The following is a 22,905-nucleotide window of genomic DNA, read 5'->3' on the forward strand; positions in this document are numbered from 1 at the left end:
ATAGTTTAGCGGCTTAGTGGCGCGCGGCGACCACCGCGTCGGCTACCTGACGCGGCGCCTGCGCGTAGTGGGCAAACTCCATGCTGTAGGTGGCACGCCCCTGCGTCAGCGAGCGCAGCGCAGTCGAGTAGCCGAACATCTCCGCCAGCGGCACTTCGGCGCGGATAATCCGCCCGCCAAAATGCTCATCCATGCCCTGCACCTGTCCGCGACGCGATGAGAGATCGCCCATAATGCCGCCCGCATACTCTTCCGGCGTTTCAACTTCAACCTTCATTACCGGCTCCAGCAGCACCGGCTCCGCCAGCTTCGCGGCGGCGCGGAAGCCGAGGATGGCCGCCATGCGGAACGCCATCTCCGAGGAGTCGACGTCGTGATAGGAGCCGAAAGTGAGCGTCGCTTTGACGTCCACAATCGGGTACCCGGCAATTACCCCGGTGTTAAGCGCCTCGCGGATCCCCTTCTCTACCGACGGGATATATTCGCGCGGCACCACTCCACCCTTGGTGGCGTCTTCGAAGACAAAGCCGCCGCCCGGCTCCAGCGGTTCCAGCGTCAGCACCACGTGGCCGTACTGCCCTTTCCCGCCCGACTGCCGCACAAATTTTCCTTCCACGTCGCGCGCCGCTTTACGCAGCGTTTCGCGGTAGGTCACCTGCGGACGGCCGATATTTGCCTCAACGCCGAACTCGCGCTTCAGACGATCGACAATAATCTCCAGATGCAGCTCGCCCATGCCGGAGATAATCGCCTGACCGGACTCCTCATCGGTGTGCAGCCGGAACGAGGGATCTTCCGCCGCCAGCCGCTGCAAGGCCAGGCTCATCTTCTCCTGATCGCCTTTGGTTTTCGGCTCGATCGACAGCGAGATCACCGGTTCCGGGAATTCCATACGCTCCAGCGTAATAACGGCGTTGGGATCGCACAGCGTCTCGCCGGTGGTCACCTCTTTCAGCCCGACGCAGGCGGCGATATCCCCGGCGCGGATCTCCTCTATCTCATGGCGCGCGTTGGCATGCATCTGCACGATGCGACCGATGCGCTCTTTTTTGCCCTTTACCGCATTCCAGACGCTCTCCCCTTTGCGCAGCACGCCGGAGTAAACGCGCACAAAGGTAAGCTGGCCGACAAAGGGATCGCTCATCAGCTTGAACGCCAGCGCTGAGAAAGGCTCGTCATCGCCTGGATGCCGCTCCGCCTCATTGCCCTCTTCATCCACGCCTTTAATGGCGGGAATATCGGCGGGCGACGGCATCAGCTCGATCACCGCATCCAGCATGCGCTGCACCCCTTTGTTCTTAAAGGCGCTGCCGCACAGCATCGGCTGGATCTCGTTGCGCAGCGTGCGCTGGCGCAGGCCAGCGATAATCTGATCGTGCTCCAGATCGCCGCTCTCCAGCCAGGCCTCCATTAGCTCGTCGCTCGCCTCGGCGGCGGCCGAAACCATTTTTTCGCGCCAGAGCTTTGCCAGCTCCAGCAGCGCGTCGGGGATGGGCGCATAGCTAAAGGTCATGCCCTGCGACGCCTCGTCCCAGTAAATCGCCTGCATTTTCAGCAGATCGACCACGCCGCTGAAGTGCTCCTCCGCGCCGATAGGGATAACGATCGGCACCGGGCTGGCGCTGAGGCGATCTTTCATCATCTGCACCACGCGGAAGAAATCCGCCCCCTGGCGATCCATTTTGTTGACGAACGCCAGCCGCGGCACATGATATTTATTGGCCTGACGCCATACCGTTTCCGACTGCGGCTGCACGCCGCCGACGGCGTCATAGACCATAACCGCGCCGTCCAGCACGCGCATCGAGCGCTCGACTTCGATGGTGAAATCGACGTGGCCGGGCGTGTCGATAATATTGATGCGGTGCGGCGCGAAGCTGCCGTCCATGCCGGGCCAGAAGCAGCTGACCGCCGCCGAGGTAATGGTGATGCCACGCTCCTGCTCCTGCGCCATCCAGTCGGTCGTTGCGGCGCCATCGTGCACTTCACCCAGCTTGTGGCTCATTCCGGTGTAAAACAGGATGCGCTCGGTCGTGGTGGTTTTACCGGCATCGATATGCGCGGAGATGCCGATGTTGCGGTAACGCTCAACGGGAAGTGTTCGGGGCATGATGCGTCCTTAGTCAGATGACTGTCGGTGCGGCGCACAGGATTGCGCGCCGTCGAAAAGCAGCTTACGCTCACTGTACGACTAAATGCGAACAGTTTGAGCTATAATTGCGCAATTCATCGATCGTAGAACAGGAACGCCATGCTGGAAAATCATCCGCAGCCGCACGAGATCAAACTGGAGAACGTGCTGTTTGCCCTCGGCAACCCGATTCGCCTCGCCATTCTCCAGACCCTGGCGCAGCACGGCGAGCAGAGCTGCAACGCGCTGCGCGGCGAGATCGCCAAATCGACCATGACGCACCACTGGCGCGTGCTGCGCGACAGCGGCGTTATCTGGCAGCGCCCCGTCGGGCGGGAAAATCTGATTTCGCTGCGCCGCGACTGTCTGGATCAGCGCTTTCCCGGCCTGCTCCCCGCCCTGCTGGCGGCGATGGCGCAGCGCTGAGCAACGCGACGCTGGCAACCGCCGCCGTCAGGTTTTAAGGTAGGAGCCTCAACGGCTAAGGGAAAATCGATCATGCGCATTCTTATCGTGGGCGCCGGGGCTACCGGCGGATATTTTGGCGCGCGTCTGGCGCAGGCGGGGCGCGATGTCACCTTTCTGGTGCGCGAGCGCCGTTTTAAACAGCTACAGGAGAACGGGCTGGTGCTGCGCACGCCGCAGGGCGTGGAGAAGCTGCAGCCGCAGCTGGCGCAGGCGGGCGCGCTGCGCGGCACCTGGGATCTGATTATCCTGACGGTAAAAAGTTTCGGCCTGGCGCAGGCGATGGAGGATATCGCGCCCGCTGTAGGTGAGCAGACGCTGATCATGCCGATCCTTAACGGTATGCGCCATTTCGACAGGCTGCGCGAGCGCTTCGGCGATAAGGTGATTGGCGGGCTGGTGAAAATTAACGCCACCCTGGGCGAACAGGGCGAAGTGGTGCAGATGACGCCGCTGCATCAGATCTACTACGGCGCGCTGGACGGCCGTAACGATGCGCGGCTGCAGCGCGTCGACGAGGCGCTGCGCACCGCCAGCGTTGACACGATCTTTTCCGACAACATTATCGGCGAGCTGTGGGAGAAGTGGCTGCTGCTCAGCACCCTCGGCGCGGTCTGCTGTCTGACGCGCGGCGATACGCGGCAGGCGTTGACCGCTGAGGGCGGTGAAGCGCTGCTGCGCGGCCTTTTCAGCGAAGTGCTGGCGACGATTACCGCCGACGGCTATCAGCCGCGGCCGGCGGTGACGGCGAAAATCTTTGAGCTGCTGAGCAATCCGGCCACGCCGATGACCTCTTCGATGTATCGCGACTTAAGCCAGGGTCAGGATATCGAAGCGGAACAGGTGATCGGCGATCTGGTGCGGCGCGCGGCGCGCAACGGCGTCAGCGTGCCGCTGCTTAACGCGGTGAACGTCAATTTGCAGGTCTATTTACAGAGCCGTTAATTAGCGCCCGGCCGCCAGCCGCGCCTGCACGGCGGGCAGCTGCATCAGGCGATGCCAGGCGGCGTCTACCGCGTCGGGCATCTCAACGTCGCCGAAGAAACCCGCGCCGCGCGGGCCGTAGCCCGTTTCATCGTTGCGCAGGCGCTGCACTTCGCCCATCAGCAGCTGGACAAAGCGCTCCAGCGACCACAGCCCCTGGGGCGGCGCGCCGGTAATGCGCGCCATACCGGAGTCGATCGTCACGACCGGGGTAAACACCGGCCAGTTGATAAAGCGCGGCGCGTCGTCGCGCTCGCGCCACTGCCAGCGAAAGGTAGCGTCGGTACGGCGCTGCAGCAGCGGGTCCTGGATCAGCACCACGCGCTGCGGCCGGAGCTGACGGGCGTCAAGCAGACGCTGGCTAAAGGCGGCATTTTCGCCGGAGTGGCGCGACGCGCCCTCCAGCAGCAGCTGCTCCTCGTCAAGGCCGCCGAAAACGCGGGCGATCGCCGCCAGCATCTGCGCCTCGCTTTTGCCGCGCGTCTCGATATCGCGATAGAGCGGATGCAGCGCCATCGCCTGCGCCAGCGCGCCGGTGGCGTGGCCGATGCCGCCGCTGAGCAGCAGAGGCAGCCCGAATTTTTTCGCCAGCGCTACCGCGCCCTCGATATTTGGCAGCACCGCGTGGCCTGCCAGTATCGCCATATCGGCTTCAATGTCGCCTTCGGCAGGCATATCGTCCAGCGCCAGCCAGGCGGCGATAAGATTAAGATCCTGAATAGCCTGAGGGTTAAGCTGCATCTCTCCTCCGTTCGGGTGATGCGCTGGCGCGACGATACGCCTGCGCGGCGAAATTTTGCTACACTGGCCGCCTCTGTCCTGTGGAGAAATCAATGACTTCCCGCGCTATCACTCTTGATGACGTCGCCCGCCTTGCCGGCGTCTCCTATCAGACCGTTTCCCGCGTGCTGAACCATTCGCCGCAGGTGTCGCCGCGCACGCGGGCGAAAGTGGAAGCGGCCATGCAGCAGCTCAACTATGTGCCAAACCGCGTGGCGCAGCAACTGGCGGGCAAAGCGACGCGCACCCTCGGACTCGCCACCAGCGATCTGGCGCTGATGGCGCCGGCGCAGATCGCCTCGGCGATCCAGCAGCGCGCCAGCCGCGCCGGTTATCACCTGGTGATCGCCATGCGCAGCCACAACAGCGCCGCCGAGACCGTCAACGAGCTGCTGGCGCAGCGCGTCGACGCGCTGATGATTAACCTGCCGCTGGCTGCTGCCGAAGCAGAGCAGATCCAGACGCTGTGCGGCGATAAGCCGGTTATTTTTATGGATGTCGAACCGCAGGCAAAGGTGGCGCAGTGTCAGTACTCTAACGCGCGCGGCGCGCGGGCCGCTGTCGAGCATCTTATGGCGCTGGGGCATCGCCAGATCGGCCTGCTGAACGGCCCGCCGCAGGCGATTTCGGCCCAGCTGCGCGAAGCGGCGTGGCGCGAGGCGCTGGCAACGCACCGGCTGACGCCCTTCTGCGTGCTGCAGGGCGACTGGAGCGCGCAGTCCGGCTACCGGGCGATGCTGCAGCAGCTGCCGGACCGCCTGCCGCAGGCGCTGCTGGTGGCGAACGATCAGATGGCGCTTGGGGCGATGCGCGCGCTGCATCAGCATGGCGTGGCAATTCCGGGTGAGATTTCGGTTGTCGGCTACGACGATACCGCCGAAAGCGCCTGGTATCAGCCGCCGCTGACCACGGTGCGTCAGGATCTGCAGGCGCTGGGGGAACAGTGCGTCGAGACGCTGCTGGCGCAGCTGCAGGGTACATCGCCGCCCGCCAGCGCGCTGGAGCCGGCGCTGGTGCTGCGCGCCACTACCGCCGCGCCGGGCGGCGAAGGGCCCGACCGCGCGGCGCTGGCGCAGCAGCTGCAGCATATCGCGCGTCAGCTGCAGCAGGGCTAATGCAGCACTCACGCCGGTTTCAGAAGAAAAAAAACCCACGCTTCAGCGTGGGTTTTGTTATTCAGCCTGCGTTTAATGCGCTTTCGGCTCGCCCATCGCTTTCAGTTTTTTCGACAGATCGCGACGCTCTTTCGACAGATCGGCGTTTTTGATGATGTACTCATCCACGCGATCTTCATAGTCAGAGCGCATGGAAGCGATGATTTCCTGAATCGCCTCAATGCTCATGCCGGGCTTGATATATTCGCTCAGGTTGTCCAGCAGCAGAACGCGCTTCTGGTTATCACGGATTTTTTTCTCGTTATCAGTGATTTCACGCTGCAGTTTGTTTTTACGACGGAACATACGCACAAACTCCAGTACGTCCTGAAATGATTGCTTGGCATTTTCCATGGTGGCACCTTTTTTTGGGCCTGCTTACGCAGGGAGTAGAGTCATAACCTTCAGCTTAGCGGTTCGCCAGCCGGGGCGACAATTGTCGCCGCTAAAATCGGACTGGCGCTTATCTTAGCGCAAAGAATGCGCCTTTCACATTAAGTCATTGTCCCTGGTGATTATTTGCGCAGCGCCAGACGAATCAAATCGGTCATGCGCTCTAGCTGCTTCGCCAGCTCCAGACTCAGCCAGACATAGCCATAGATCGGCGCCTCTTCCAGCCCTTCGCTGCCCGCATCGGCGATCAGCTGCTTCAGCTCGCGGGTAATCTCCGTCAGCTCGTGGCTGTTAGCCACCACCTCGTCGGTCTCGCCGCGCAGCGCCAGCGCCGAGAGCGCAAGCAGCGTTTTTTCGGTCATCTGCTGGGTGCGCCGCAGCGTCGGCGCGTTGAGCAGAATAAGATGCGTTTCGCGCGAGGCCCACCAGGCTTCGATCTGCATCTCCACCGTATTAACCATATTGCGGTTGATGGTCTGAATCGCCTCGAACACCGATTTGGGAATACGCGTCTCTTTGCTCGCCGGCACCAGCAGCGCGCGCATTTTCACAACGCTGGTCAGCAGCTTGCCCAGCGGCTTCTTCAGGCGAGGCTTCTCTATCAGGTTTGAGGAAAAGCCGGCGTGACAAATTTTAGCGATCTCCGCCAGCGAGTCCGACAGCTGGATGCGCCAGTGGGTATAGGCGCGCTGCGCCCAGATGGCGCTAAACAGCAGCGCCAGCAGCGAGCCGAGGATGACGTCACCGCCGCGCCACAGCGCCACGGTGAAATCGCCCGCCGGTGCGCCCACCACCACGCCCAGCGTTATGCCGATCAGCAGCGCCATATAGGGATGCTTCCCTAACGTCAGGTAGCCGCACACAATCATAACCACGCCGCACCATGCAAGCATCACCGGCAGCGACATCAACTCCAGCTTGAGGGCGATCAGGCCAGAGATCAATCCGGCGAAGGTGCCGCAGATGCGCTGAATAGCGCGCGGGAAGACGTTCCCCCAGGTGGAGATAGGCCCCATTACCACCACCAGCGTAATTAGCGGCCAGGTGCCCTCGGGAATGCCGGTGAGCCGCACCAGCAAAAAAGTGAGTAAAAAGGCGATGGCGATACGGACGCCATGCACGCTGCGGTAGTGGCGATAGAACCAGAACTCGATATTCGATATGGGCTTATCTGGACGCAAGATGGCTTTCCGGCTGAGGATCATAAAGTGCGCTATTTTATCCCATGACGTTGCTAAGGCTTACTGCCGCTTCTACATTTCAATACCGTTTTGACACCTTCTTACAATTATCAACATTGTCTTTACAAGCACCCAAAACCATAAAAACAACCACATAACTACTTCGCTTATTTTCGTTTAATTGATAACACGACTAAAGGAAGCGACATGAGAAAAAGAGCCAAAACGCTGCCGGGCGTAACGCGACGCCAGGTATTGACATGGTCTACGCTGGGTGTAGCCGCTACCGTCACCCGCGCGGCTGACGCCGTCTCCCTGAAAGGTTCGCCGGGCTGGACGCCCTTCTCCGATAACCCGCCTGAAACCTTCGACCAGCCCGGCTGGCTCTTTTTTACCCAGGAAGAAGCTGAAACCATTGAGGCTATCGTCGATCGTCTGATCCCCGCCGACGAGCTGAGCGTCGGGGGCAAAGAGGCGGGCTGCGCGCAGTTTATCGATCGCCAGCTGCACGGCGCTTACGGCACCTTTGAGCGCATTTATATGGAAGGGCCGTTCCAGAAAGGCACCACCGAACAGGGCGATCAGTCTCCGCTGGTGCCGCAGCAGCGCTACCGCCAGGGCATCGCCGCCCTTAACCGCTATGTGCAGCAGACCTCGCAAAAGTCGTTTAAGGCATTAACCCCGGCGCAGCAGGACGCGCTGCTGGCCGCCATGGAGGCGGGCAAAGTGCACTTCGACGGTTTCGACGCCCAGTCGCTGTTTATCGAGGTGCTGAACAACACCATGGAGGGCTTTTTTGCCGATCCCATCTACGGCGGCAATCGCGATATGGCCTCCTGGAAGATGCTGGGCTTTCCCGGCGCGCGCTACGACTACCGCCCCTATATCGAGCGCCATAACCAGGATCTGCACCTTGAACCCATCAGCATCGGCCAGTGGAAAGGCAGGGAGAAGCCATGAAAAAACTCCCTAAAACGGATGTCGTGGTCATCGGCCTCGGCTGGGCAGGCTCGATTATCGCCAATGAGCTGGCCGATGAAGGGCTGGAGGTGATCGGCATTGAGCGCGGGCCGTGGCGCGATACCGCGCGCGATTTTAATATCGGGACGGTCACCGACGAGCTGCGCTATGTCATGCGCGAAGAGCTGATGCTGCGCACGCGCCAGAATACCTGCACCATGCGCAATAACCCGTCGCAGACCGCGCTGCCGATGCGCACCTGGGGCTCTTTTCACCCCGGCAACGGCACCGGCGGCGCCGGCAACCACTGGGCGGGTATTACCTTTCGCTTCCAGCCGCACGAATTCCAGCTAAAGAGCTACCTCACCGAGCGTTACGGCGCCGACGCGATGCCCGGCGAGCTGACTTTGCAGGACTGGGGCACCACGTGGGAAGAGATGGAGCCGCACTATATGCAGTTTGAGCGCGTGGCGGGCACCTCCGGCTACGCGGGCAACCTCAACGGCGAGAAGCGCGCCGGCGGCAACCCGTTCGAAGGCCCGCGCAGCGGCGAATATCCGACGCCGCCGCTGCGTCAGCCTTACGGTCCGACGCTGTTCGCGCAGGCGGCAAAAGAGATGGGCTATCAGCCCTTCCCGGTGCCCTCTTCGCTGGTCTCCGAGGCCTATACCAATCCCTACGGCGTCACCATGGGGCCCTGCACCTTTTGCGGCTTCTGCACTAACTACGGCTGCGCCAACTACTCCAAGGCCAGCGCGATTACTACCGTGCTGCCGGCGCTGATGCGCAAAGAGAACTTCACCGCCTATACCAACTGTGAAGTGCTGGAGGTGCTGACCGACTCCAGTGGCAAAAAAGCGACCGGCGTGACCTACGTCGACTCTTCTGGCGATACCTGGGAGCAGCCAGCCGATCTGGTGATCGTCGCCGCCTTTACCTTTGAGAACGTGCGCCTGATGCTGCTTTCACGCATTGGTGAAGCCTACGATCCGGTTACCAACAAGGGCACCACCGGCCGCAACTACGCCTACCAGACCGCCAACAACGTGACGCTGTTTTTCGATGACAAGAACTTTAATCCCTTTATCGGCGCGGGCGCGGTCGGCATGGGCATCGATGAGTTCAACAACGATAACTTCGACCACAGCGGCCTCGGCTTCTTCGGCGGCGGCAGCATCCGCGTGACGCCCATCGGCGCCGCGCCCATCGGCTACCGTCCGCTGCCGCCCGGCACGCCGAAGTGGGGCTCGAAATGGAAGCGCGCGCTGAAAGATAACTACCTCAGCACCATGTCCATCGGCTGCGAGGCGAGCAGCTACACCACCCGCACCAACTATCTTTCGCTCGATCCCAACTACAAAGATCCGCACGGCCGCCCGCTGCTGCGTATTACCTTCGACTTTTCGCACAACGATCTGAAGATGGCGCAGTACTGCACCGGCAAGGTGGCGGAGATCGCCAAATCGATGAATCCGCGCGAGATGATCGTTAAGCCGATGACCGGCCACTGGAGCAGTGTGCCCTATCAGTCCTCGCACGTGGTCGGCGGTTTTGTGATGGGTGCCGACCCCAGCACCAGCTCCGTTAACAAGCATCTGCAGGTCTGGGACGTGCCCAACCTCTTTGTGGTGGGCGCCTCCGCCTTTCCGCAGAATCCCGGCTATAACCCGACCGGCACCGTCGGGGCGCTGGCGTTTAAGGCGGCGCACGCCATCCGCACCTGGTATCTGCAACGTCCAGGGGAGATGATTACCGCATGAAAACGCTGAATGCACTCTCCGCCGCGCTGCTGCTCGCCGTCAGCCTCGGCAGTCAGGCGCAGCCGGAGTATGACCAGTATGCGCGCGGCAGCTACCTCGCTACCCTCGGCGACTGCACCGCCTGTCATACCACCGATGCGAAGCAGCCCTATGCGGGCGGCGTCAAGATTACCACCCCGTTTGGCGTGCTGGCCGGCGCCAATATCACGCCGGATCGCGAGACCGGCATCGGCGACTGGAGCTATGACGATTTCCGCCGCGCCATGACGGAAGGTATCGGCCACAACGGCAAACGGCTCTACGGCGCGATGCCCTTTACCGCCTACACCAAAATGTCCGAGAAGGATTTGCAGGATCTCTGGGCGTGGATACAGACGCTGCAGCCGATCCACCATGAAGTTGAGACCAACCAGCTGCCCTTCCCCTTTAATATCCGCACCAGCCTGATTGCCTGGAACTGGCTTAACTTCGATAAGGGCACTTTTATACCCGACGCGAAAAAGTCAGCGGAGTGGAACCGCGGTGCTTACCTGGTACAGGGACTCGGCCACTGCGGCACCTGTCACACCTCGAAAAACTTTCTTGGCGGTGACAAAGGCGATCGCTTCCTGAGCGGAAGCGAGGTAGAAGACTGGTACGCGCCAAATCTCGGCGCGGATGACCATACCGGACTGGGCAAATGGACCCAGGAGGATATCGTCAGCTATCTGCGCACCGGCGTAAACCGCTACGCCATCGCTTCCGGTCCGATGGCCGATGCGGTGCGCCACTCGACCCAGTACTGGCGCGACGAGGATCTGCGCGCGGTCGCGACCTTCCTGAAAGAGGGTAAAACCCACGATGAAGAGGTGCCGCAGCCGCTGGCCGCCAGCGACGAGCGCATGAAGCTCGGCGCACAGATTTACGAGGCGAAGTGTTCCGCCTGCCACAGCCCCGGCGGGCGCGGTGAGAAGAATATCTTCCCACAGCTGGCGTCAAATCCGCTGGTTAATCAGCCGAACGCCACCTCGCTGATCCGCGTGGTCAGCGCGGGCAGCCGCGGCGTCGATACCGACGCGCGGCCCACCGCGCCGGCGATGCCCGCCTTTGCCGGCGTGCTGGATGACGAGCAGATCGCTGCGGTACTCACCTGGGTGCGTAACAGCTGGGGCAACGCCGCCGCGCCGGTGTCGGCGAGCGACGTCAAAGCGGTAAAAGAGAAGCTGAAGTAGCGCAACAGGCGGCACGGAGGCCGCCTCTCCTGAATTAAAGCTTCTGCTTCAGGTAGTCCTGAATGCGCGTGATAACGCCCGCTTCCTCTACTGCATTTAGCGTGACCAGCGGATAGCTCGCCAGCTGCTTATCTTTGTCGAGCACCTGAATCTCACCGATGGTTTCGTTGGCCTTGAGCGGCGCTTCGAGATCCTGACGGTTAATCACATACTTGGCCTTCACGTTCGCAATCTCACTGCGCGGCAGCGACAGGAAGACGTCCTTAGCGGTACCCACCGCGACGCTGTGCGGATTACCGTACCAGACGTTTTCGGTGCCAATCTTTTTACCGGCGTGGAACAGCTGCACGGTGTCAAAGGTGTTCTGGCCCCACACCAGCAGCTTACGCGCCTGCTCTTCGCGCCCTTTCGCGCTTTTGCCACCCATAATTACCGCAATCAGGCGGTGCTGGCCCACCACATTTGAGGCGATGATATTAAAGCCTGCTGTTGCGGTATGGCCGGTTTTCAGGCCGTCGACGTGCAGGTTATTATCCCACAGTAAGCCGTTACGGTTGTTCTGCGTAATCCCGTTCCAGCTCAGCGTCTTCTCGCTGTACATCGCATAAAAATCGGGCTCCCCCTGGATAATGGCGCGGGAGAGAATGGCCATATCGCGCGCAGAGGAGAACTGGCCCGGCGCGTCAAGGCCGTGAACGGTTTCAAAATGGGTATTGGTCAGACCGAGCTTCTGTACGTACTGATTCATCATATTGACGAAGCTCTGCTGGCTGCCCGCGACGTAATCGGCCAGCGCCACGCAGGCGTCATTGCCGGAGTCGATAATAACGCCGCGGCTGAGGTCGCGCACCGTGACCTTGTCGCCGGGCTTAATGAACATCAGGGACGAGCCTTTAAATACCGGGTTGCCGGCAGCCCAGGCATCTTTGCCCACGGTGACCACGTCATCGCGGCTAATTTTTTTCGCATCAATGGCGCGATCCACCACGTAGCCAGTCATCAGCTTGGTCAGACTGGCCGGGTTGCGGCGCTCGTCCGGATTGCCTGCGGTCAGCACCTGTCCGGCGGTGGCGTCCATCAGAACCCAGGAAGCGGCATCAATAGACGGGGGCGTCAGGGGAAACGGCATATCGTCGGCCTGCGCCAGCGACGCCAAAAAGAGAGTTCCAGTTACAGTAATCAACAGACGCCTTTTCAACACTCAATCCTCAGGGTTACGGGGAAAACAGCGGCTCGTTTTACGGCAAAAGGGTTGAACAGGTTTGATTAAATTGAAAAAAAATGTGATCGGCTGCGGAGCGGGTTTCTGACTGCGGGCCAGCTTACCCTGTCTGCATCCGCATCCGTAACTTCTGACCGACTCTAATATGGTTTACCATGTAGAGAGCAGCGTCACACCGCGCCATCATTTTGCTATGGAGAAACAGGCCAGATACCTGCCGCGAGAGGACATAGCATGAATACACATATATCAACGGTAATGAACATTGAAAAACGATCGCGCACAATTTACGTTTCTCTTTCACGATTACGAAACCTTCGGTAAAAGCCCGTCGCTCGATCGTCCGGCACAGTTTGCCGGGCTGCGCACCGACAGCGACTTCAATCCGGTCGGCGAACCGCAAATTTTCTACTGCCGCCCCGCCGATGATTACCTGCCCCAGCCGGAAGCGGTGATGATCACCGGTATTACGCCGCAGGTCGCGCGGACGCGCGGCGTGTCAGAAGCGGAGTTTGCTGCGCGCATCTATGCGCTGTTTACCGAAGAACAGACCTGCGTAGTGGGCTACAACAATGTGCGCTTCGATGATGAAGTCACCCGCAATATCTTCTACCGTAACTTTTTCGATCCCTATGGCTGGAGCTGGCAGAACGGCAATTCCCGCTGGGATCTGCTGGATGTGATGCGCGCCTGTTATGCGCTGCGCCCCGACGGCATTGTCTGGCCAGAAAACGACGAGGGCTTTCCCAGCTTTAAGCTGGAACATCTCACCAAAGCCAACGGCGTGGCGCACGAAAACGCGCACGACGCCATGTCCGACGTCTATGCCACGCTGGCCATGGCAAAGCTGGTTAAAGAGAAGCAGCCGAAGCTGTTCGAGTTTCTGTTTACCCACCGCAATAAAAATAAGCTGATGACGCTTATCGACATCCCTCAGATGAAGCCGCTGGTCCACGTCTCCGGCATGTTCGGCGCGGCGCGCGGCAATACCAGCTGGGTCGTCCCGCTGGCCTGGCATCCCGATAACCGCAACGCCCTGATTGTGGCCGATCTGGCGGGTGATATGTCACCGCTGCTGGAACTGGACGCCGATGCGCTGCGCGAGCGGCTCTATACGCGCAAAAGCGATCTGCCCGAAGAGGCCGCAGCGGTACCGATTAAGCTGGTGCATATCAACAAGTGCCCGGTGCTGGCACCGGCGAACACCCTGCGTCCGGAAGACGCGGCGCGCCTGGGCATCGATCGTGAAGCCTGCCTGGCGAATCTGGCGCTGCTGCGTCAGCACGCTGAGGTGCGCGAAAAAGTGGTCACGCTCTACGCCGAAGCGGAACCCTTCACCTCACCGGACGATGTTGATGCGCAGCTTTATGACGGCTTCTTTAGCGACGCCGATCGCGCAGGAATGAATATTCTGCGGCAGACCGCGCCAGCGAATCTGCCCGCGATGGATCTCACTTTTCAGGATGCGCGTATTGCGAAGCTGCTGTTCCGCTACCGCGCCCGCAATTTCCCCGGCACGCTGGATGACGCCGAGCAGCAGCGCTGGTTGCAGCATCGCCGCGAGGTGCTGAACGCTGAACGCGTACAGGCCTTTTTACTGGAGCTGGAGTCGCTGGCCACGCTGCATGAGGATGATGCCGCGAAGATGGCGCAGCTGAAAGCACTCTATCTTTATGCGCAGGAGCTGGTCTCCTGATAGTCGCATCCAGCAGGGTTCTCCGCCCTGCTGGCCCTGATGATATTGCTCTTATTTTAACTTCCCCTTCATGCTTACCACCCTTTCCGTCGTGACCGTTTAATTCGCGCCCTTTTATAACGTTCAAAATAATATGGAAAAATCCTATATTCCATTTATTGATTTTATTAAACAAAAGTGAGATGGACATTTATTGATAAAATCTGCGACTCAAAAAATGTAAGATTCGTCTAATCTGGAAACCAGCTGCATCTTTAAAAAAACAAGAACTTTTAAGAATAAATAGTAACAGCGGCATCAATTCTGGCTATATATCTCCGTAAAGTTAGCGTTTCAAGTATTAAGTTCGGTTATGCGATTCCGCTGCCTGCTTGCTGATTTTAGTTTTTTAGCAATTAGTGCGATATTTTCTTTGATCGTCTGGCAATGTTTTACCGAATAATCTTAATCGCCGAGGAGAATTCCTAACTCTTAATAACGAATTTAAAAATTAAACTGCACCAGATTGAGAAATCTCAATGATCTTCTCACTGTTTTATCCTTTTGGCACATAAGAATTTTCTTAACAAACAAAACGCGCGATTTTTTTTAACTTATTGAAACTCAAGGGGTAAGATGCCAAGATAGGCTCAACTCTCTTAGCATGCGGATAAATCAGCCTATGAGAAATATCACCAGAGAGGATTTGTGCTGCGCCAGCTGCAAATACAGCTGCCAGTTAATAAGCCACGATAATGAAGTTATTAATCGATGCCCTATACAGAAGATAGCAATATGGCCCGACGGCAATTACTTTCTCAAAAAAGGTATACTCTCCCTGGTGGCAGGACGCTATGAGAGCATATTTTGCAGAGGATGTATTTTTGTTGATTTTTCCATATTTCGTCTTCGTTACTTCACCAATAATAACTGGCTGGATTATCTTAAATCGACAGGTTTAAACATCATTATTGTTAGCGATCGACCTATGGCCCCGCTGGCGGCCTACTGGAGCAGAAACGGAAATATTCATTCCGTTATCTACTGTGGCGGGCCAATAGAGAACATCAAAAAATCGATCAACCTTTATTATTATGGTTTAAAAGGAGGAGAGACCGGAAAAAAAGTGAATGCGCTGTCCAGTGAAGAGGTAGAACTGCTGGATTTTGCAAGAAATGGATATTCACTTTCATCAATAGCCAAAAGAATGAATCTCGACGTAAAAAAAGTATACAACATGAAAGAATCCGTTCGGAGAAAAACCGGACGCAGCCTTAATCAGCTGCTTTCATGCTAATGAATATAAAGGATTATCTAATGAAAACTAAATTTACTCTATCTACATTGACGTTATTTATTGGCGGTTTATTTATCTCTGCATCAGCGAACGCCGCGTCTGAAAACACCATTAATTTCCAGGGTGAAGTGGCTGACGAAACCTGCTCTATTGCCGTAAACGGTAATACGGCTACACCGGTAGTGAGTATGCCGACCGTCAGTAAAAAAAAGCTGGCGGCCAGCGGCGCTACCGCAGGACAAACCAGCTTTACCGTTGGCTTAACCGGCTGCACCGGCGGCGGCAGCAGTTCGACCAAGGTCTCAACGGTATTTATCGGCAACAACGTCAGCTCCACCGGTAATCTTCTTAATGCCGGCACGGCGCAAAACGTGGAAGTTCAGCTACTCGATCCCGCCGACGCCGTGATTAATCTGACAGGCGGTTATACCGGCAACGGCGACCTGACGCTGGCAACAGGTGCGACCGAAGCATCTGCCACCTACAACGCGCAGTACTACGCCACCGACGCCGTAACCGCGGGCACGGTGACAGCTTCACTGCAGTACGCCGTTACCTACCAGTAATGATCAAATCAGTGCGTACCTGTTGATCGGTACGCACTGTCCATCGGTGAGACCCTGGGTATGTTCTCTTTTATCAAATCCACGCAGCTAACTATTTTTATGCTGTTGCTTACCACTGCCTCTGCGCAGAGCAGCGTAACCATGGTGGGAAGCCGTATTATTTATCCGGCAAAGGCTGCTTCAGTAGACGTTCAGTTTAAAAACAACGATGACTTTCCCTACGTTATCCAGGCCTGGTTTGACAAGGGAAATATAGATTCCCAGCCTCAGCAGGAAAGCGGTGTTCCCTTTGTCGTCACGCCGCCTGTGTTTCGCATTCAGCCAAACGCGGGACAGATAGCGCGCATAATTTTTACCGGCAACGCATCACTGCCGGCCGATCGTGAATCGCTTTTTTGGTTTAACACCCTGCAAATCCCCCCAACCCAGCGCGGCGTGGAGAGCAAACAAAATGCCATGACGGTCATGTTACGCAACAGGGTGAAACTCCTTTATCGCCCGGCCGCTATTGGTAAGCCCGACAACATTCTTAAAGGCGTGCAGGTTAACTATGTTTTTGACCCTGCGCGAGGCAGCGGCATTGAAATTAATAATGCCCAGCCCTGGCATCTGTCGCTGGTTTCCCTCTCACTCCAGCTGGCAGGACAAAAACAGCGTACCGACGGGCAGACCATCGCGCCATATACCAAAAAGACCTTCTGGTTCAATAACATTAAACAACGCTTGCAGGGCGCAGGCACGGCAACCCTTGCCGCGATAAACGATCAGGGAGCAAGAATAAGTGAAGTTTTTGCGGTTAAATCCCAGCAGCCTTAAATTAAATTCTTTTGTTTTAGGTGTTTCTGCGTCTTTTTGCCTGCCGGCATACAGTGAGGAATATTACTTTGACGCCTCTCTTTTCAAGGGTTCCGCTTTCGGACAAAACATTGAGCAGTTTAATCACGGCACCATTGCGGCTGGCGATTACCTGGTCGATCTCTGGTTAAATAACCGCTTAGTAAAATCTGGCGTAAAGCTGACCTTTGTCGCGTCTGACGCCAATAAAAATGCAGAGCCCTGTCTGCCTCGCTCACTGCTTGAAATGATGCAGGTCAGGCTAAACAGCGTGGTTAACGTCAGCGAGCGCTGCGCGCCGCTCACCACATGGGTGCCGACGGGCAGCTGGGCGTTTGATCCTGCCGCGCTGCGCCTGCAGCTGACTATTCCGCACTCCGCCCTGAACAGAACGCCGCGCGGCTATATTCCGCCGTCGCAGTGGGATAAGGGCATCAGCGCGCTTTTTTTGCGTCACAACACCAACTATAGCTGGACGGAAAACAGCAGCGCCCACTATCGCTATCAATATTTATGGAGCGGCATCACCGCAGGAACCAATATTGCCACCTGGCAGCTGCGCCATCAGGGAAATTTACGCTATATGAGCAGCAGCACCGACGGCGGACGTTACCGCTACAACAGCGTTCGCAGCTGGGTTCAGCATCCCGTTGAACGCATTAACAGCCTGATGACCCTTGGCGACAGCTACACCGACAGCTCGCTGTTTGGCAGCCTGGCGTTTAACGGTATTCGCCTCGCCACCGACAAGCGGATGTGGCCGCAGGGCCGCCGGGGATATGCCCCGGAGATCCACGGCATCGCCTCGTCTAACGCGCGCGTTATCGTCAGGCAGATGAACAGCGTGATATATGAAACCAGCGTGCCGCCCGGCCCGTTCGTGATCGACGATCTCTATAACACCCGCAACCAGGGCGATCTGGAGGTAGAGGTCATCGAAGCCAACGGAAAAACCTCCTCTTTCACCGTGCCCTACTCGTCCGTGCCCGACTCGGTGCGTCCGGGTAACTGGCACTATTCGCTGGCGCTGGGACGGGTTCGCCAGTATTACGCGGTGCAAAACCACTTTTTCGAGGGTATCGTGCAGCGCGGCCTCAGCAACAGCCTGACCACCACGCTTGGCACCCGGATGGCCCAGGATTACCAGGCCTGGCTGCTGGGCGGCGTCTGGGCAACCGAGGCTGGCGCAGTGGGCCTGAATACCACCTTCTCCCAGGCAAAGGCGGAGAATAACGATCGCACCTCAGGCTGGCGCGCAGAGCTGAGCTACAGCAAGACCTTTGAGACCGGCACCAATCTGGTGCTCGCCGCCTGGCGCTACTCCACCAGCGGCTTCCGCGATCTGCAGGATGTGCTGGGCGTGCGGCGCGAGCAGCAGGCAGGCATCCGCTACTATTCCGATTCGCTGCACCAGCGTAACCGCCTGTCGGCAACGCTTAGCCAGTCGGCGGGCGACTATGGCCTGTTCAGCCTGAGCGCCAGCACCGCCGACTATCACGATAATCAGTCGCGTATTACGTAGCTTCAGCTCGGCTACAACAACAGCTGGCATAACATCAGCTATAGCCTCAACGTGGCACGCCAGCGCACCGCCTGGATAAGCCGCAGCCTGCGCGATCGCAGCGATAATGACGATCTCAGCCGCCGCCAGAAATATACCGAGAACACCCTCTCCCTGAATATCTCTGTGCCGCTCGACTGGGGCAAAGGACTCGCCTCTGTGGCCTATAACTACAACCAGTCAAAGCAGAGCCGCAGCTCAATGGTCTCGCTGACCGGTTCCGCCGGTGAACAGCGCGACCTTAGCTACTCGCTCTACGCCGGTCGCGACAGCTACCGCAGCGGTGCTGAGGGCGAGGCCACCTCCTTTGGCGGCAATCTACAGCAGAATACCCGCGTCGGGGCGCTGCGTGCCAGCTATGGTCAGGGCAATGACTATCGTCAGCTGGGATTAGGCACATCAGGCACGCTGCTGTTCCATCGCGGCGGCGTAACCGCCGGCCCCTACGCCAGCGATACCTTTGCTCTGATCCACGCCGAGGGCGCGCAAGGTGCCGTCGTGCGCAACGGTCAGGGCGCGGTGATCGATCGCTTTGGCTACGCCATTTTGCCGTCGTTAACCCCCTACCGCGAAAATAGCGTCAGCCTTGACACGCTAAATATGCGTACCGACACCGAGCTGAGCGGCGGCAGCAAGCGGGTGGTGCCCTATGCCGGTGCCGTCAGCCGGGTCAGCTTCGCCACGCTCCGAGGCAAAGCGGTACTGATTTCCCTCTCCACCACCGATGGCGAGACGCCCCCTATGGGCGCAGAGGTGCGTGACACCGATAAGGTCCTGGTGGGCGTAGTCGGTCAGGGCGGTCAGCTTTATGCCCGCGTGCCTCACGACTCCGGCACGCTGAAGGTGAGCTGGAATGAACAGAAAAGTGCCTGCCTGGTCAGCTATCAGGTTAGCGGGCGTCAGCAATCGGATCTTATCCCGCTCAACGGGTCATGCAGGAAGGAGTAATAGAATGAGATTAAAACAGACGCTGCTGGCGCTTATCCTGTTGTTCCCCACCGCGCTCTGGGCGGTGTGTATCAAGGTGACCAGCACCTCTTCGCTCTCAGCGGATGCCATCGCCGCGGGCTACACCGCCGCCAACTGGGCGGGTGCCTGCGATACCTGCTCTGGCAATATTGGCCTGCCGTCGGTGATTAGCATTAACAACGGCAGCGCCTTTCAGCCCGCCGGTACCCTGCTGGCCAGCGCGGTGGGTTCCTTCCCCACCGCCGCCAGCGACTCCCCCTACATGCCAAACCAGATCCTTTTTCGCTGCGCGGCAGAGGATGCGGGGAGCCTGTATGAGATGTACGCCACTAACGGCAGCAGCACCTATTCGGGTAAAAACATCAGCCACGAAGTGGAGGGGGCTTACTACGATGCGGCGAGAAATGTGGCCGTACGCATGACCAATCTTTCCACCGGCGAGTACTACAGCCGCTACTGGAAATCGCGTCAGCTTAGCGCCAGCAGCTGGTACAGCGACGGCACCTATATCTATATTCCGGCCAGCGCCTTCAGCAATGTGCTCTATGAGATGTTTAAAATCGACTCCATTGAGTATTACGTCAACGGCACCCGTTATTATGTCGATACCTGGGCGCAGCCGCGTGGCTATATCGCCTTTAAAGGGCCGGGGTTACTCGCTGAGAGCCTGGGGGACGGCCAGGACAGCGCCAGTAACTGGAGCGGCTGGAATAGTGCCGAATGGCCCGGCGCCTGGAGCACCTATAAAAGCGTTACCTACGTGCGCGGCGCGCTGTGCGAGGTAAAAGACTATCCCTCTGTGGTGCGGCTTCCCCTTATCACCGTCGGCGAGCTGGCCGAAGGCAACAGCAGCCAGACGCCCTTCTCCGTCTCTGTCCGGTGTGAGGCGGAGGCGAGCTCCGGCACCTTACCCTCATCCGAATTCGTTTCCAGTGTAGCGATGGGGTTTCTCGTCAATCAGCCTAACGCCGTCACCCAGGCGACCCGGCTGGGGCTGGTCAACTCCGGCGGCGGGCTGACCTGGCTGCTCGATACCCGCTATGGCAGCAGCGGCGTCGCCTCCGGCGTCGGGATAAAGATCTATGACGCGAAAGGGCGTGCGCTCAACTTACTGCCCGACCTCAGCTCAACCGGCACGGGCAACAGCCGGGGCTGGTATGGCTATAAAGAGTTAACCTCGCAGGTCTCTTCGGGGACGGGCAATATTTACAGCGGCGATTTTATCGCTTCGCTGGAAGCGATAAACGGTCAAACCATAACGGCAGGAGCGGTGAATGCGCAGTTACAGGTGGTGGTTAGTTTTCAGTAAGGCGCTGGCGCTTTTTGCTCTGCTGCTCGCCTTTCAGGCGCGCGCGGTGGTAAATGTGGATAAGACGCGCCTGGTTTTTAACCAGGGGGAGATCAGCCAGACGCTGAATCTGAAAAACGGCGCGGAGAGTCCGACTATCGTGCAGATCTGGAGCGATGAGGGAGACATCATGCTCTCTCCCGAACTCAGCAAAACGCCGCTGATTGCGCTGCCGCCGGTGATGAAAATGTCCCCCGGCGAACTGCGCTCGGTTCGGGTAATGTTAACCAGCAAAGCCGGTCTGGCCACCGACCGGGAGAGCCTTTACTGGCTTAATATTTATCAGATTCCGGCGCTGGAAAAGTCCTCAGAAAAGGCAGAGAGGAAGGTGGTTTTACCTTTGCGTATCCGCCTGAAAGTCTTTATTCGCCCTGCGGGCCTCGCCGCGCCTCAGCCAGCAGATATGCAAAAACTCCGCTTTGTGGTGCAGGGCAAGACGCTGAAGATCGTCAATCCCCAGCCCTGGTTTATTACCCTGCGACTGCGGGTCGGTGACAAACTCCGTCTGGATAATCTGATGATGGCACCGCACGCTCAGCACGCTGTGCCGCTGGATAAAACCCTTACGCCCGGCGAGAAAGTCAGTTTTAGCGTGTTAGAAGATGACGGCAATCCGGTCTCCTTTCAGGGGGTGGTTTCCGCCTCCTGAGCCTTCGGCGGCATAAGGAGCAAAAAAAAAGGGTGAGGCTGACGCCCCACCCTTTTTTATCGCCAGCGAATTACACTTCTTCGCTGTACTGCGGCACCGGATTACGGAAGCTGCGGGTAACAAACGCGAGGTAGATAATCCCCACGGCGGCCCAAATCAGGCCCAGTACCATCGAGCTCTCTTCCAGGTTGATCCACAGTGCGCCCACCGTCAGCGCGCCGAGCACCGGCAGCACCAGATAGTTGATATGGTCGCGCAGCGTGCGGTTACGCTTCTCGCGGATCCAGAACTGCGCAATCACCGACAGGTTTACAAAGGTAAACGCCACCAGCGCGCCGAAGTTCACCAGCGCCGTCGCGGTCACCAGGTCGAAACGGATCGCCATCAGCGCCACGGCGCCGACCAGCAGCACGTTCAGCGACGGCGTACGCCACTTCGGATGGATATAGCCGAAGAAACGCTCCGGGAAGACGCCGTCACGGCCCATCACGTACATCAGACGCGACACGCCCGCGTGCGCCGCCATACCTGACGCCAGCACGGTCACCACCGAGAAAATCAGGATGCCGAACTGCAGCACATGGCCCGCCACGTACAGCATGATTTCCGGCTGCGACGAATCGGGATCCTTAAAGCGCGAGATATCCGGGAAGTAGAGCTGCAGGAAGTAGGAGGCCACGATAAAGATCAGACCGCCGATCAGCGCCGTCAGGAAAATCGCGCGCGGAATGGTGCGCTCCGCGTCTTGGGTCTCTTCCGACAGCGAGCTGATGCCGTCAAAGCCCAGGAACGAGAAACAGAGGATAGTCGCGCCGGTAATCATCGGCACCACATGGGCGTCTGGGGACCAGAACGGCTGCGAGCTGGTAAGCGTGCCCGCACCTTCGCCGTGCGCCACGCCGTAGATCACCATGCCGGTAATACCGATCATCACCACAACCTGCAGCACCACGATCACGCTGTTAAAGTTGGCCACGGTTTTAATGCCGCGCAGGTTGGACATCGTCATAAACGCCACCAGCAGCACCACGAAAATCCATGACGGAATGCCGGGCACCAGCGCTTCGAAGTAGTTTTTCGCCAGCAGAATGTTGATCATCGGCATGAACAGGTAGTCCAGCAGCGATGACCAGCCGACCATAAAGCCGACGTGCGGACTGATCGCCTTCTGAGCGTAGGTATAAGCGGAGCCCGCAGATGGGAAGCGGCGTACCAGCTTACCGTAGCTTACGGCGGTAAACAGAATCGCAATCAGCGCAAAGGCGTAGGCGGTGGCGACGTGACCGCTGGTCAGACCCGACACGATACCGAAAGTATCAAACAGGGTCATCGGCTGCATGTAGGCAAGGCCAATCATGACGACCGGAAGCAGGGTCAGAGATTTTTTCAGGTGGGCACGCTGTGGTGCTGAGGTATCAAGCGACATGTTTCAGACCTCCCTGAGCTGCAACCTGACTGGATTGCATCACGGGAGCGAGGAAGGCGGCGTTATAAGCCTGAGCGGCGCCGTAGTCATCACGGAAACGAGTGCCAGCGCGCGCTGGCTGAATGAATAACATCCCCATCTTTGTATCCTCAGTTCGTACGCTTGCGCGTTTTTAACGTGTATCTATCCGGGCGCGCCCGGCCTCATGCGAATCGGCGAAGTACATGCAAAAAAATAACCGAGGCTCTTAAAAGCATCGGTTATATTCGGATTTTTGCAGGCCGAGTATTCTGCCCAACATGCAGTAAAAACACAAGAGCTACTGATAAGTATAGCGAC

The 22,905-nt window shown here is 58.4% G+C and carries 18 protein-coding genes and 1 pseudogene; 13 read left to right on the forward strand and 6 right to left on the reverse strand.

What is annotated here, in order from left to right:
• Positions 1 to 13: 13 nt before the first annotated feature.
• A complete protein-coding gene (gene fusA, locus MHZ97_RS06840) occupies positions 14 to 2,110 on the reverse strand; it encodes an elongation factor G (RefSeq protein ID WP_239313915.1) in 2,097 nt (698 codons plus the stop codon).
• Positions 2,111 to 2,251: 141 nt separating this feature from the next.
• Between fusA and MHZ97_RS06845 the strand changes: the two genes are divergently transcribed.
• Positions 2,252 to 2,557, forward strand: coding sequence for a helix-turn-helix transcriptional regulator (locus tag MHZ97_RS06845; RefSeq protein WP_103796805.1), 306 nt, complete (start codon positions 2,252 to 2,254; stop codon positions 2,555 to 2,557).
• 72 nt (positions 2,558 to 2,629) lie between these two features.
• Positions 2,630 to 3,541, forward strand: coding sequence for a ketopantoate reductase family protein (locus MHZ97_RS06850; RefSeq protein WP_103796804.1), 912 nt, complete (start codon positions 2,630 to 2,632; stop codon positions 3,539 to 3,541).
• On the opposite strand, the gene MHZ97_RS06855 is transcribed toward MHZ97_RS06850, so the two are convergent.
• A complete protein-coding gene (locus MHZ97_RS06855) occupies positions 3,542 to 4,321 on the reverse strand; it encodes a YdcF family protein (RefSeq protein ID WP_103796803.1) in 780 nt (259 codons plus the stop codon). It abuts the gene before it with no gap.
• Between the two features lie 92 nt (positions 4,322 to 4,413).
• Between MHZ97_RS06855 and MHZ97_RS06860 the strand changes: the two genes are divergently transcribed.
• A complete protein-coding gene (locus tag MHZ97_RS06860) occupies positions 4,414 to 5,475 on the forward strand; it encodes a LacI family DNA-binding transcriptional regulator (protein WP_239313894.1) in 1,062 nt (353 codons plus the stop codon).
• A gap of 72 nt (positions 5,476 to 5,547) precedes the next feature.
• Here the strand turns inward: MHZ97_RS06860 and tmaR are convergent, their stop codons facing one another.
• Positions 5,548 to 5,868: a PTS system regulator TmaR gene (tmaR, locus tag MHZ97_RS06865; RefSeq protein ID WP_239313892.1), complete on the reverse strand. Its 321-nt coding sequence runs from the start codon at positions 5,866 to 5,868 to the stop codon at positions 5,548 to 5,550.
• A 161-nt stretch (positions 5,869 to 6,029) separates the two neighbouring features.
• Positions 6,030 to 7,088 carry an FUSC family protein gene (locus tag MHZ97_RS06870; RefSeq protein WP_239313890.1) on the reverse strand — a complete coding sequence of 353 codons (1,059 nt, stop codon included), beginning with the start codon at positions 7,086 to 7,088 and terminating at the stop codon, positions 6,030 to 6,032.
• A 207-nt stretch (positions 7,089 to 7,295) separates the two neighbouring features.
• Between MHZ97_RS06870 and MHZ97_RS06875 the strand changes: the two genes are divergently transcribed.
• The 3 genes from MHZ97_RS06875 to MHZ97_RS06885 are packed head-to-tail and all read left to right on the forward strand — an operon-like array spanning position 7,296 to position 11,019.
• On the forward strand, positions 7,296 to 8,048 hold the full coding sequence (locus tag MHZ97_RS06875) for a gluconate 2-dehydrogenase subunit 3 family protein (protein ID WP_103796800.1): 753 nt from the start codon (positions 7,296 to 7,298) through the stop codon (positions 8,046 to 8,048).
• On the forward strand, positions 8,045 to 9,808 hold the full coding sequence (locus MHZ97_RS06880; protein WP_103796799.1) for a GMC family oxidoreductase: 1,764 nt from the start codon (positions 8,045 to 8,047) through the stop codon (positions 9,806 to 9,808). Before MHZ97_RS06875 ends, MHZ97_RS06880 begins: the two co-directional genes overlap by 4 nt.
• Positions 9,805 to 11,019, forward strand: coding sequence for a cytochrome c (locus MHZ97_RS06885; protein WP_239313888.1), 1,215 nt, complete (start codon positions 9,805 to 9,807; stop codon positions 11,017 to 11,019). Before MHZ97_RS06880 ends, MHZ97_RS06885 begins: the two co-directional genes overlap by 4 nt.
• A 34-nt stretch (positions 11,020 to 11,053) precedes the next feature.
• Here the strand turns inward: MHZ97_RS06885 and dacD are convergent, their stop codons facing one another.
• Positions 11,054 to 12,217 (reverse strand): serine-type D-Ala-D-Ala carboxypeptidase DacD, encoded by a 1,164-nt coding sequence (dacD, locus tag MHZ97_RS06890; RefSeq protein WP_239313886.1) that lies wholly within the window; start codon positions 12,215 to 12,217, stop codon positions 11,054 to 11,056.
• Positions 12,218 to 12,506: 289 nt separating this feature from the next.
• Between dacD and sbcB the strand changes: the two genes are divergently transcribed.
• From sbcB to MHZ97_RS06925, 7 genes and pseudogenes are all read left to right on the forward strand, one after another.
• The gene (gene sbcB / locus MHZ97_RS06895; protein ID WP_103796796.1) at positions 12,507 to 13,937 is read left to right on the forward strand and encodes an exodeoxyribonuclease I; all 1,431 of its coding nucleotides are present in this window, start codon (positions 12,507 to 12,509) and stop codon (positions 13,935 to 13,937) included.
• Between the two features lie 661 nt (positions 13,938 to 14,598).
• Entirely contained in the window at positions 14,599 to 15,213 is a 615-nt protein-coding gene (locus MHZ97_RS06900; protein WP_224481704.1) for a LuxR family transcriptional regulator, read from the forward strand.
• Positions 15,214 to 15,233: 20 nt separating this feature from the next.
• On the forward strand, positions 15,234 to 15,779 hold the full coding sequence (locus tag MHZ97_RS06905) for a fimbrial protein (protein WP_239313884.1): 546 nt from the start codon (positions 15,234 to 15,236) through the stop codon (positions 15,777 to 15,779).
• Between the two features lie 60 nt (positions 15,780 to 15,839).
• Positions 15,840 to 16,595, forward strand: coding sequence for a fimbria/pilus periplasmic chaperone (locus tag MHZ97_RS06910; protein ID WP_239313882.1), 756 nt, complete (start codon positions 15,840 to 15,842; stop codon positions 16,593 to 16,595).
• Positions 16,596 to 16,635: 40 nt separating this feature from the next.
• Positions 16,636 to 19,122: pseudogene (locus MHZ97_RS06915) on the forward strand (fimbrial outer membrane usher protein).
• 4 nt (positions 19,123 to 19,126) lie between these two features.
• Complete coding sequence (gene stbD / locus MHZ97_RS06920) at positions 19,127 to 20,452, forward strand: fimbrial usher protein StbD (protein ID WP_239313880.1); 1,326 nt, start codon at positions 19,127 to 19,129, stop codon at positions 20,450 to 20,452.
• Positions 20,418 to 21,140, forward strand: coding sequence for a fimbrial assembly chaperone (locus MHZ97_RS06925; protein WP_239313877.1), 723 nt, complete (start codon positions 20,418 to 20,420; stop codon positions 21,138 to 21,140). The genes stbD and MHZ97_RS06925 overlap by 35 nt, the downstream gene beginning before the upstream one ends.
• A 70-nt stretch (positions 21,141 to 21,210) precedes the next feature.
• Here the strand turns inward: MHZ97_RS06925 and MHZ97_RS06930 are convergent, their stop codons facing one another.
• Positions 21,211 to 22,566 (reverse strand): APC family permease, encoded by a 1,356-nt coding sequence (locus MHZ97_RS06930; protein WP_239313874.1) that lies wholly within the window; start codon positions 22,564 to 22,566, stop codon positions 21,211 to 21,213.
• Between the last annotated feature and the right edge of the window lie 339 nt (positions 22,567 to 22,905).

Source organism: Pantoea sp. ACRSC (assembly GCF_022346785.1).
Classification (GTDB): domain Bacteria; phylum Pseudomonadota; class Gammaproteobacteria; order Enterobacterales; family Enterobacteriaceae; genus Pantoea; species Pantoea alvi.